Genomic DNA, 12,440 nt, shown 5'->3' with positions numbered 1-12,440 from the left:
CAACCAGACTTATCGCTTCTGGTTACGGCTTCTATGGCTTACTTAAAACGCGCCCTAACCGATTCCAAGTGCTTCGGCAGGCCTTCCATTTCCGCTAATTTTTCCAAGCTGGCACGCGCTTTTTCAAGCCCTTTTTTCGTATAACTTATCACATGGATGCTCTTTACAAAATCCGAAAGGCCTAGCCCTGAAAAGAAACGGGCAGTCCCGCCGGTCGGGAGAACATGCGAAGGCCCCGCAACATAATCTCCTACGGCTGTAGGCGAATAAGGCCCTATAAATATAGCGCCGGCATTCTTTATTTTTTTTATGACCTTCTGGGCATTTTTTATTTGTATCTCCAGATGTTCAGGCGCAATATCGTTTATTACCGAAACCGCCTCTTCCATATTCCTTACGAGGATTATATATCCTTTTTCGACTTCGCGACGCATCATACGCGCAAGCTTCTTTGAATTCGTAACTAAAATAGCCAGGCCCATGTGGTGTTCACCCTGCGCGAGAAGATCCGCTTTTACATATTCCGGGTTTGAGTTCTGGTTTGCCAAAACTACTACCTCACTCGGCCCCGCTATCATATCTATATCGCAATATCCGAATACCTGCCTCTTTGCTTCCGTTACATATTGATTGCCCGGGCCTATTATCTTGTCAACCCTGGGTATCGTCTTCGTCCCAAACGCAAGTGCCGCTATGGCCTGAGCGCCGCCGACTTTATAGACTTCATCCACTTTAAGCAAATTTGCTACGACCAAAATATGGGGGTCGACGCTTTTATATTTATTGGGCGGGGTTGCGAGTATTATGCGTTTCACTCCCGCAAGCCGCGCCGGAAGTACCGTCATATATACGCTTGATATCAAAGGCACTGTTCCGCTCGGGACATATACGCCCACCGTATCAAGCGGCTCATGCTTCTCTCCGAGCATTACGCCGTCCTCATCCAAAATCTTCCACGATTTCTTAAATTGCCTCTTGTAGAATTTGCTTATGTTGTCGATTATAAGTTTAAGATTATTCACAAAATCGGGGCTTATATCCTGATACGCGCCGTTCGTTTCGCGTTCCGATACCTTCAACTCTTTTGCCGAAAGCTTGACCTTATCGAATTTTCGTGTATACTTAAGGACCGCCTCGTCGCCTGCCTGCCTCACGTCCTCCAGTATCTTCTCGACACTGCTGATTACCCTTTTATTTCTTGCGAGATTTCTCCGGCTTAATTTCTCAAATTGCTTTCCGGTAAGCTTGAGTACTTTCACTTTTTGATCTCCCTCCGAACTATATTTAAGGCCTCTCTAAGCGCCTCTTTCAGCTTATTGACGTCCCTGCCGCCCGCATGGGCAAATGTCGGCCTACCTCCGCCCGAACCGCCTACTATAAAGGCGACCTTTTTGATTATATTTCCCGCGTCAAGGCCTCTGGCTACCGCTTTGTCACTGACAGAGCAGACAAGCGATACTTTTCCTTCGACTGACGAACCGAGTACTACTAGGGATGATCCGGCCTTTCTCTTTATGTCATCGGCTATATCCCTAAGCACCGTTATGTCGGCATTCGCAATATCGGCCGATACGACTTTTATGCCATCCATATCTTCTGATTTTGCGATTAAACCTTCAATATCAAGAGCAGCTACCTTATTTTCTTTGACCCCTTCTTTTGTAAGGCTCTTAGCTTTAAGTATTGCCTCTTCCGCCGCCTTTTTAAGATTTGCTTTTGTCGTCTTTAAAAGGGACGCTGTATCCGATATGAGTTCTTCATCGTCCCGAACGCTCTTGTATGCGCGCCTTCCTGTAATCGCTTCTATGCGCCGCATGCCGCTTGCTACCGAACCCTCGCTTACTATCCTGAAAAGTCCTATCTGGCCTGTATAGTCAAGGTGTGTCCCGCCGCAAAGCTCTCTAGAGCATTCTCCAACGGAAATCATCCTGACTTTCTTTCCGTATTTTTCTCCAAAGAGCGCTATGGCGCCCTTCTTCTTTGCCTCGCCTTGCGAAAGATTCTCTGATTTAACTTTAATATTCTCTCTTATCAATTCATTGACTATCTCTTCTATGCGGTCAAGCTCTCTTCTATCCACCGCTTTAAAATGGGTAAAGTCGAACCGCAGCCTCTCTTTAGCCACGAGCGATCCCGACTGCTTGACATGTTTTCCCAAAACTTCCCTGAGGGCATAATGAAGCAGGTGCGTCGCGGTGTGGTTTCGCGCAATATCCAGCCGTGTGTCCTTATCAACAAGCGCCTTAATACTGCTGCCTTCTTTTATTTCACCTTTTGTAACTTCAGCGATGTGAACAGTCACGTTCCCGACTTTTTTAGTACCCAGAACACGCGCCTTACCTGAACGGCCGGCAATCTCTCCGGAATCGCCTATCTGTCCGCCCGATTCGCCGTAAAATGGCGTTTCATCCAGTATGATCTCCGCCTTATCGCCGCTTTTCGCGGATTTGATCTTACTTCCCCCCTTAACGATCGCCAGGACCTTTGCGCCAGTCTCAAGGCCGGAATATCCCAGAAAAACGGTCTTTTTCAATGACTCCGAAAGTTTCTTAATTGTATCTTCGCTTTTGGAATCATCAAATATTGATTTGCTCATCTTGCTTTTAGACCTGGCAAGCTCTCTCTGTCGCTCCATAAACTCTTTTGCCCCCTCCAGCGCGCCCTTTTCTACGGGGATTCCTTTTTTTTCCGCGCTTCGCTTGGCTATCCCAAAAGGGACGCCGCAAGTATCATATAAATTGAAAAGGTCCTCGGCCGTGATGATCTTTTTTCCCTGAATAATCCTTTCGCCTTCCGCCAACGTCTTTTCAAACTTCTTCTCTTCATTTAAAATGACATCGGCGATATTTTCTCTCATGGTTTCGATTTCAGGATAAGGTTCTTTCATGACCCTTGCTACGGGCTGCGCCAATTTATAAAGAAAAGGTGTTTCTATGCCCAGTTCTTTTCCAAAAGTGAACGCCCTTCTTATCAACATCCGGCAAACGTAGCCTCTCTCCTCATTGGATGGCAGTACACCGTCCGATATCATAAAGACTGCCGCCCTCATATGGTCGGCAATCGCATTAACTTTTTCCCTATTTCCGCTATCCGATAATCCGCATATAGCATCTGTTATGGGGATAAAAAGGTCCGTTTCAAAATTGGTCCGAACACCCTGCATAACGCTTGCTATCCTCTCGAGCCCCATCCCTGTATCTATATTCTTGTTTTTGAGGGGAGTAACTTTATTCTTTCCGGCCCGATTAAATTGCGTAAATACAAGATTCCACACCTCTACAAACCTGCCGCAGCTGCAGGACGGCTCGCAATGCCTGGTCTTACACCCCACATCCTCGCCTCTGTCATAAAATATTTCGCTCGAAGGGCCGCAAGGCCCGTCAGGGCCGTCACTAATAGCATTTTGCGGCCAGAAATTATCGTCCGCGCCGTATCTTTTAATCCTCTCTACCGGGATCTTTATGTCGTTCTTCCATATATTGCAAGCCTCATCGTCGTCTTTATATACCGACACCCAGAGTTTCTCAGGCAGAAGCTTAAGCTCGGAAGTCATAAATTCCCACGCCCAGGCAATGGCTTCTTTCTTAAAATAATCTCCGAAAGAAAAATTGCCCAGCATCTCAAAAAAAGTATGGTGCCCTGCGGTCTTGCCGACCTTTTCAATGTCTCCTGTCCGAAGGCACTTCTGCGAGCTCGCGGCCCTTTTGAAAGTTATGTTCAGCCCCATAAACTGTTCTTTGAATTGACTCATGCCTGCGGAAGTGAATAGGACGGAGAAATCATTTGCGGGGACAAGCGAATCGCTTTGGATTATCCTGTGCTTTTTGGATTCAAAAAACTTTAAGTATTTATTTCTTATCTCATTACCTGTCATCTTTAAAGATCTCACTTAGCGCATCTAATATTATATCATGGTTGAAACGACGGCGCGTGAGGAAGCCATAAATCCTCTGCTTCGCCTTACGCGGCTCTATGTCTTCTAGCCTTTTAGCTTTCATTACCGCTAATCTGCGCGCGGTTTCGTTTTCGTTATAATCTTCTTTAATGGCGGAGATTACTGCATCGGCTACCCCGGCCGGGACACCCTTCGAATAAAGCTTTGAACGTATAAAACTTACACCTGCCGGATTAAACTTCAGGATATCCTGCGCCAGCGCGTTCGCAAAGCGCACATCATCTAGATAGCCGAGCTTTTGAAGCTCGGCTATCACATTAGCGCAAATATCGGGAGAAAACCCTTTCTCTTTCAACCTGTCGGCGATCTCTTTTAGGCTTCTCTCTCTATATTTTAACAGTCCATATGCGGATTGTCTTGCTCTTCTGAGCTCGCCGGCATCCGTTTTCATTGTTTGATCAGATTGTACCTTTTGGCAATGGCATTAAATTTATCGCCGAGGCCGTTTATGATATCGGTCTTTCGGAAATGTATCAGCTCTACCTTTTCCCCGCTCGCCAGCTTATCCATGCTCTTTTCAAGTTTGTGGAGGGGCCCCGCTACTTGATGAGAAAACCTTATACCAAGATACCATAGCAAAATGGCTGTTATTACCAAAAGCGCGAGCATCGCAAATATAGAAAAGTTCAATATGCCCCGTATCTCGGCATCCGATATGATTGAACTGCCTACTATGGCCTGCATACGCAAAAGATACATATTATTTACTATGTACAGCGACGCGCCGAGCACTATTATAGGTACGGCCGCCTGCATGATAAGTAATCTGACAAATTCAAGCTGCAGTTTCTTATTTACCAGATACTGCCTGCGTCTTTCTTTTGTCTTTGTCATGTTCAGGCCTCCCTTATTTAATCTTTTTTCTCGGGTTCTTTTAATATAACAAAGCCCTTATTAGTCCTCACAAGGACATTGCCCTTCGCGCCTTGGACGGCTTTATTATAATCGGCCACATTTTTTACAGCGGCCTTATTTATCTCTTTTATCACAAGCCCGGTTCTGAGGCCCGCCTCATATGCCGGACTATCATCATCCATCTTTATTATCACAACGCCGTCTCCCTTCGCAACGTTAAGCTGCGCGGCGATTTCGTCAGTGATGTCAGTTACCTGCATGCCGCGCCATTCTGTGCTAGTGAGGGCTTCGCCGGCCTCTTCTTCGGCGCCCTTGCCTTTTGCGAGGACTTCTTCTGCCGGCCTTTCTCCCAATACTATATCTACGGCCAGCTCTTTGCCGTCCCGCATAATAACGAGCTGGGCCCTTTGATCCACTTTTGCCTCGCCGACAAATTTCAAAAGCATCTGAACGCTGTCTATGACTTTTCCGTTGAATTTCATTATTATGTCGCCCGATTTTACGCCGCCCTTATCGGCAGGGCCGTCTTTTATGGCCTCCGCAACTATCACGCCCTTTCTATCTCCGATCTTAAAATATTCGGCCATCTCCTGAGATATCTCCTGGACGGTGACTCCGAGCCAGCCGTATAAGACCTTTCTTCCCTCAATAAGGTCATCCAAAATATTTTTAAGCGCATTGACCGGCACAGCAAAACCGATGCCCTGATATCCGCCTGTTGTGGAATATATGGCTACATTCAGCCCTATTACGCGGCCATTCAGGTCGCAAAGCGGTCCGCCGCTATTGCCGGGGTTTATGGCAGCATCCGTCTGAATAAGGTCTATATAATTCCTGCTTTGTTGAACGCCGCCCAGCGGAAGAGACCTGTGCAAAGCGCTGATAACACCTACTGTAACTGTCGGTTTTGGGTTATTTACCGCAATACCAAACGGATTTCCTATCGCAACTACCCACTGGCCCGTTTTAAGCGAATCGGAATCTCCGAATAATGCCACGGGCAGGTCCTTCGCTTTTATCTTTATAATGGCTAAGTCGCTCCTGGGGTCGGTTCCTTTCAGCTCGGCATCAAAGCGCCTTCCGTCAGGCAGAATCGCACTTATTTTACTCGCGCCGCTTACCACATGGTCATTGGTAATTATATAGCCTTCTTCATCTATTATTACACCGGAACCAAGCCCCTGCTGTTTAAATTCGCGTTCCGGGACATCGCCGAAAAAGTCCTTGAAAAACTTATTAAACTCTTCGGCGTGAGGGCCCGCAAATTGTTTCGGCGTACCAAATTGAAAGCGCTGCGCCGGGACTTTCTGCGTCGTTTCTGTTACAATGCTCACCACCGCCGGCCCCACAGTCTCCGCAACATTTATGAACGCGTTCTGTATGTCGATCTCCCCCGTTACAGTAACGGCTTTAAGCGCTGCCTTTTCAGGCGAGGCTGCATCTGACCTTGAAGGTAAATTGAATTTAGCGGCAATAACCAGGCCTACTATAATACCAAGGACTAGTACCAGCGCCAGCGAACCGATCTTATGTCTTTTTATCCAGCTGAACATATTATTCCACCTCGCTTATTTGATTTTTTCTCTAATTTCCTTTTCTATCTTCTCAAGCACTTTCGGATTTTCTTTTAAATAAATACGCGCATTCTCTTTCCCCTGGCCTATCTTGTCGTCGCCATAGGATAGCCATGTGCCGGTCTTTTTGATGATCTCCATCGCCTCTGCCACGTCAAGCACTCCACCCGCGCGCGATATGCCCTCGTCGTACATAATATCGAATTCTGCTTTTCTGAAAGGCGGGGCGACTTTGTTCTTCACTATGCTGGCCCGGACTCGGTTTCCCACCACCTCTTCGCCCTTTTTGAGCGATGCTATCCTCCTTAAATCTATTCTTATTGATGCATAAAACTTAAGGGCCCGGCCGCCGGTCGTCGTCTCGGGGTTACCAAACATGACGCCTATCTTTTCTCTTATCTGGTTTATGAAAATCACGCATGTCTTAGATTTGCTTATAGCAGCCGTAAGCTTTCGAAGTGCCTGGCTCATAAGGCGCGCTTGAAGTCCCATATGCGATTGGCCCATTTCGCCTTCTATTTCGGCGCGCGGCGTAAGTGCCGCAACAGAATCTATCACTACTACGTCAACGGCATTACTGCGCACCAGCGTCTCTGTTATGTCCAGCGCCTGTTCTCCCGTATCCGGTTGAGAGATCAGAAGGTCGTCCAGATTGACGCCTATCTTCTTTGCGTAAGTGGAATCAAACGCGTGTTCGGCATCTATAAAAGCTGCCTGGCCGCCTTGTTTCTGCGACTGCGCGATTATGGAAAGCGTCAAAGTCGTCTTACCGCTCGCCTCCGGCCCGAATATTTCTATGACTCTGCCTCTCGGTACGCCGCCTACCCCTAACGCGGCATCTATTCCGATGGAGCCCGTCGGAATAGCGGGAATATTAACGTGATAATCCGCGCCAAGTTTCATGATGGAACCCTTTCCGAAGTGTTTTTCGATTTGTTCTATAGCTAAATCGAGCGCCTTAGCCTTATCGCTCTTTTCGCTCTTTTCCGTCTTTTTCGTCTCTTCTTCCTTAATTGCCTTCGTCATATTGCCTCCGAATTTTCCCTCTATCGCTTACCTGTAATTCGTCCCGCGACCAACGGGAGTCCCGAGGTCATCTAGGGAAGCAACGCGAGGGACTGCATAGTTAGAGTTTCATTATACCTTTTGCGGCCTGCTTTGTCAACCCTTCGACTACGCTCAGACTTGACACTCGAACAGGCCATTTTTACACCTCCCACCTATATATACGAATGGGACGGCACTTTTCTTTCAAAAAATCTTATAAAATGTGCCGAATGACAAAATTCTTGTGCAATACACGGGGTTAGTATATAATCATACCAATGGAACCGAAAGAGTAAAAATGGCAATTTCCGCCGAAATAATATGTGTGGGCAGCGAACTGTTGCTGGGTCATATTGTCAATACTAACGCCTCCTATCTGGCGCGTAAGCTCGCAGCCGAAGGTATAGATATATTTTATCAATCGGTGGTTGGCGACAATCCCGGCCGCCTTTCCGAGGCGGTGCATACGGCGTTTGGGCGATCTGATATAATCATAACGACCGGCGGCCTAGGCCCCACTGTTGACGACGTAACAATCAACGCGATAGCTTCTGCGCTTTCGGTGCCTCTCGTATTTGACGAAAAGGTGCTCCGCAGCATAGAAAGCCATTTTAAAAAAAGGCGCATAAAGATGCCTCCGGACAATAAACGGCAGGCCCATATCCCTAAAGGCGCTACCGCTATACTGAACCTCGTCGGAACAGCTCCAGCTTCAATAATCGAATACGGTAAAAAGAGCATAATCGCCCTTCCCGGCCCGCCTCGGGAACTGATACCTATTTTTGAAAACTCGGTGATCCCGTATCTAAGGAAAAAATATAAAAGGCGCGCGGTAATATTTACAAGGACCGTAAGAACTGCAGGCGCGCCGGAATCTGCGGTAAACAAAAAAGTGAGGCGCTTTCTTGAGATGAAAGGCAATGTCACAGTCGGCATATACGCTTCGCTCGGTGAGGTCGATATAAAGATTACTACAAAGGCAAAGAATGAGAGCACAGCGCTTAAAAAGATAAGAAAGGCCGAAGTACGCATAGTCAGCGTGTTAGGCGATATAGTATATGGTTTTGACAACGATACTCTGGAATCAGTAATAGGTAAAATCCTTACCAAAAGACACCTTACCTTAGCGACTGCCGAATCATGCACCGGCGGGCTCATCGCAAACCGCATCACCAATGTCCCGGGAAGTTCGCGTTATTTTAAGATGGGCGTGATAACATATAGCAACGCGTCAAAGATGGTTGAATTAGGCGTGCCTGTTGATTTAATAAGAAAATACGGGGCCGTAAGCCGTCCTGTCGCCGTCGCCATGGCAAAAGGTATACGTGCCAAGGCAGGCACGGATTTCGCGCTTGCAGTCACCGGTATAGCAGGGCCTACCGGAGGTACGAAGAAAAAACCTGTCGGACTTGTTTATATAGCCCTTGCAAATCGTCGCAAGGTTGTCTGCTTAGAACGCCGTTTTATTGGAAACCGGTTTGACGTCAAGTTACAGGTTTCAATTGCGGCACTGGATATCTTGAGAAAGGCTTTGGGGTCAGACCCTCGTTATGTTAACTACAATGGTTAGGGTCTGACCCCAATTATGTCAACATGAGCGAGACGATACGAAGTTTCATAGCAATAGAACTTTCGCCGGAAATAAAGGCTGCCCTCCAACAAATCGAGGACGAACTCAAACCCAAAATCTTCGGAGTAAAGTGGGTAAAGCCCGACAACATCCACCTTACCCTTAAATTTCTCGGCCATATAGACACCCACGCGGTGGAATCGGTAAGAACCGTTTTAGCGGCGATCACGCAAAGCGCGAAACCTTTTATCCTAGGCCTCTCCTCTCTCGGCGCATTCCCGACCCTTGAGCGGCCAAGGGTAATATGGATAGGGATAAATAAAGGCAGCGGGGAAAGTACGGCGCTTGCTAACGCTATTGATGATAAGGTTTCAGAATTTGGTATAGAAAAAGAAGGCCGGGCTTTTCATCCGCATCTCACGCTGGGCAGGATAGATTTTTTGAAGGATAAGAATGCGCTAAAGAATGCTTTTGCTTCTTTAAAAGTTCCGCCTCTTGCGATGGCCGCTTCGAAAATCACTCTATTTCAAAGCATCCTTGTGCGAGAAGGTGCGATATATACTATCTTGCATGAAGTAGCGCTTAGATAGGAAGCATTTGGGGTCAGACCCCAATAACTTGTAGTTAACATAACGAGGGTCTGACCCCAATATTATGCAGGGAATTATTTTGCAGACTCTTCGGGGAGGATGATTATTACTTCCACTGCGCCATCTACGTAGTTAATGGAGGGATTTATAAGAACTTTTATTTCTTCATTAATGGAATCGTAACATTCCATGGATGCTTTCTGGATTTTGTCCTTGTAAGATTCCAGCGCCGGGTCTATATATTCAGCTCTAAGCGTTTTTTCAAGTTCAAATATTTCGCCCCTTAAAGCCAGCTCCCTTTCCGCAGTCGGAACATTCCCGTATAGATAATCTACGGCCCCTTCGATTATTTTCCTTGCCTCCTCAGAATCTATGAATTCGCCTTCAGCGTTAATGTATAAACGTATATCTAACCCTTGCGCCATCCAAAGCCAATGCGCCTTTTCGAGAGCTGACGCAAGCTTACTGTAATATTTTGCTGTCTTCTTATAAAATGCGCTTTTGGCCAAATTGTGCGCTTCCGCCAGCTTGCCGATCTCTTTTCTTACAAACGCGGCTGTTTCGCTTTTACTATCCTTAATTTCCGGCGCTTTAAATATGGAATCGCTATTATTATCGGTAGATTCCGTTTCCGCAACAGGAGCGTCGTTAAAAGATTGATCTAAAGCGGCAAATAAGTTATTAAGTAATGGCGACAGGTCGGGAAAAGTAAGAGATCCAAATTCACCCGGTACGTTTGGACTGCTGTCTAGCTTAGATTCATACGTTTTGCTTGGGTGAGTGGCTGATTCAACTTGTTGCGACATTGTTGTGCTGCCACTTGACTCGGATAACGTAGTTGCGCTAGATGCATTTATAGCTTTATCGAGGAAATGGAACAGGTCATCGATATTTTCATCCAACGTAGCGGGAAGTTGTTCTGCTTCTTTATTGCCTAACTTTAAATATACTAAAAACACAATTCCTTTATATTCTATTCTTGTCTCGCTGAGTGTGTTCACCTTATTTTCGTTAAATTCAATATTTATGTTTTTTTCATCATCTTCTTTGGAGTGTACGACAATTTTCATTATTTTATCTGAATATTCTTCTCTTGTTATAAAATACTTATCAGTTTCAATAGCCGTTATGATATTCTGGATTTTTTCGCTTATCAAAGTTTCCTCTGCAACTTCCACATTTTGCTTCTCCGTAAGAAGCTCTTCTTCCCGTAATTTCAAGTTTTCATACTCGTCGAAAGAGACCAACGGCTTTTCATCTCCCTCTCTGACTTCATAAGGCTGCTCCTCGGCCAATAGGGCCTGAGGGCATAGTAATCCCGAAATGAGGATGACTAAGATTACCCTTAAATATATCTTTTTCATTTTCCAAGCGTAATACATAATCTCACCTGTTGTAAAACTTTTTAAATCGCTGAAGAAAGATGAATAAAAAAAACCGCCTTTAATACCTCATAATTGCTACTACCATAATATGTTAGCCTACTACGTACAAGTATACCATTAAACTCCAATAAAAACAAGGGCAAATATCAAACTTTTTTTAATACTAACTTAATTCGCACACATTTGTTATAACTCAACTAAGATCAGGTAGTTGTGGCAACGCAATATCCTCATATCCGCCTACATCAACGCTTGACTCAAAATCCGTATCAAAAAGCGGCAATTGCGGTATAGGGATACTTTCGCCGGCAACCCTCACCGCTTCCGCTGAGGGTTCACTATAAACTTCATAATCACTGCTGAAATCATAAAACTCCTGTGTATCGGAAGGACTTAATGTTGCCGTTACTTTCTTATCCGGCTCATCCTGGCTGGCAGAATCTTTCACCATTCCGCCTTCTTTATTTTGCGTTCGTCCGGTTTCTTCTGATTCTTTGCTATCAATGAGATAATCGGCATCGTTAAAATTAAGCGTGGTTTTTTTCAGTGCACCCGAGCCCGCAAATGCAACTTCCGTCTTTTTCTGACCCGCATCTACCGGCAATGCCGCGTTCTTCGTTCCGATTTCCTTGTATATCGTCACAATCTTCTCTACAATTTTGATCTTGCCCTGCGCGAAGATGAAGGTAGCGACGTTAGTCACGACAAATATGGCGATCAAAATAATCTTGATCCAGTTCTTTTTCATGTTAATCATCTCCTTAAAGGAACAGCAGAACCTGGAAGCTGCCCCATTCAGCGCCGGGATATATAGCACACGTTGTCTTGACAAGATATTCGCGCTCATTATATTTTAATGTTACTACTCTGATTGCAACTCCTACTATTCTGCGCTCTATTTCTCCGTCCTTTTGTATTGTAGCATCGTAAGAGCCGACTATCGTTATCTCGCCCTGATCTACGCCTAATAGCCCGGCCAGGTATTCTCTTGCCTTCAGCTCAGCCATCACCGGATCCATGGAATATACTTTTTTAACCGTGTTAACCATCAAAACATCCTCTTCATGCGATGACTCTCCTGGCCAGTATCCGCCCCAACGTATGTGCTTCATTACCCCTTCTACCGTACACAGGTCTTCAGCCTGGTAAATCGCGGACAACTGCGCCTTAACATCGTCTGTTGTTGTCATCAACGATATAGCTTTTTTTTCGTTATACGGAAAAATAGCAAACTCATATGGCGGCATATTTTCCGGTATGCCGCAAACCATATCAAGTTTCCCAGTGTAGCTTACTCTTTCCTCAAACGGCGGCTTTGGGGGAAACGGCGGAACGGGCGGTTTTTCATTCCAATTCAAAAAAGGAATATATAGCCCATTTTGTTCACAGAGAAGGAAGAATCCCTCATCCGGCCTGATAAACCTATCAAATGTTCGTATTATCTCATAGGGATTATCGAATTTT

General features: G+C 45.8%; 11 protein-coding genes. 2 read left to right on the top strand and 9 right to left on the bottom strand.

The window, feature by feature from the left end; genetic code table 11:
* Positions 1-38: 38 nt before the first annotated feature.
* The 6 genes from hisD to recA are packed head-to-tail and all read right to left on the bottom strand — an operon-like array spanning position 39 to position 7,410.
* Complete coding sequence (hisD, locus tag KKI13_00905) at positions 39-1,259, bottom strand: histidinol dehydrogenase (protein MBU4487614.1); 1,221 nt, start codon at positions 1,257-1,259, stop codon at positions 39-41.
* On the bottom strand, positions 1,256-3,874 hold the full coding sequence (gene alaS / locus KKI13_00900) for an alanine--tRNA ligase (protein MBU4487613.1): 2,619 nt from the start codon (positions 3,872-3,874) through the stop codon (positions 1,256-1,258). Before alaS ends, hisD begins: the two co-directional genes overlap by 4 nt.
* Positions 3,864-4,346 carry a recombination regulator RecX gene (locus KKI13_00895; GenBank protein ID MBU4487612.1) on the bottom strand — a complete coding sequence of 161 codons (483 nt, stop codon included), beginning with the start codon at positions 4,344-4,346 and terminating at the stop codon, positions 3,864-3,866. The genes alaS and KKI13_00895 overlap by 11 nt, the downstream gene beginning before the upstream one ends.
* The gene (locus KKI13_00890) at positions 4,343-4,789 is read right to left on the bottom strand and encodes a hypothetical protein (GenBank protein MBU4487611.1); all 447 of its coding nucleotides are present in this window, start codon (positions 4,787-4,789) and stop codon (positions 4,343-4,345) included. Before KKI13_00890 ends, KKI13_00895 begins: the two co-directional genes overlap by 4 nt.
* Before the next feature lie 17 nt (positions 4,790-4,806).
* Positions 4,807-6,363, bottom strand: coding sequence for a Do family serine endopeptidase (locus KKI13_00885; protein ID MBU4487610.1), 1,557 nt, complete (start codon positions 6,361-6,363; stop codon positions 4,807-4,809).
* A gap of 15 nt (positions 6,364-6,378) precedes the next feature.
* Positions 6,379-7,410 (bottom strand): recombinase RecA, encoded by a 1,032-nt coding sequence (gene recA / locus KKI13_00880; GenBank protein ID MBU4487609.1) that lies wholly within the window; start codon positions 7,408-7,410, stop codon positions 6,379-6,381.
* A 319-nt stretch (positions 7,411-7,729) separates the two neighbouring features.
* Between recA and KKI13_00875 the strand changes: the two genes are divergently transcribed.
* Complete coding sequence (locus KKI13_00875) at positions 7,730-9,001, top strand: competence/damage-inducible protein A (GenBank protein MBU4487608.1); 1,272 nt, start codon at positions 7,730-7,732, stop codon at positions 8,999-9,001.
* A 23-nt stretch (positions 9,002-9,024) separates the two neighbouring features.
* Entirely contained in the window at positions 9,025-9,591 is a 567-nt protein-coding gene (gene thpR, locus KKI13_00870; protein ID MBU4487607.1) for an RNA 2',3'-cyclic phosphodiesterase, read from the top strand.
* A 74-nt stretch (positions 9,592-9,665) separates the two neighbouring features.
* On the opposite strand, the gene KKI13_00865 is transcribed toward thpR, so the two are convergent.
* From KKI13_00865 to KKI13_00855, 3 genes are all read right to left on the bottom strand, one after another.
* Positions 9,666-10,955 (bottom strand): hypothetical protein, encoded by a 1,290-nt coding sequence (locus KKI13_00865; GenBank protein ID MBU4487606.1) that lies wholly within the window; start codon positions 10,953-10,955, stop codon positions 9,666-9,668.
* Positions 10,956-11,169: 214 nt separating this feature from the next.
* Positions 11,170-11,724, bottom strand: coding sequence for a hypothetical protein (locus KKI13_00860; GenBank protein ID MBU4487605.1), 555 nt, complete (start codon positions 11,722-11,724; stop codon positions 11,170-11,172).
* A gap of 13 nt (positions 11,725-11,737) precedes the next feature.
* Positions 11,738-12,440, bottom strand: a 703-nt coding sequence (locus KKI13_00855) for a hypothetical protein (protein MBU4487604.1), incomplete at its 5' end; no start/stop codon positions are given.

The sequence above is a fragment of the Candidatus Omnitrophota bacterium genome (genome assembly GCA_018894435.1).
Classification (GTDB): Bacteria; Omnitrophota; Gorgyraeia; order JAHIPI01; family JAHIPI01; genus JAHIPI01.
The sequence above is the reverse complement of the archived record's forward strand: the minus strand, read 5'-3'. Positions and strand labels throughout refer to the sequence as shown.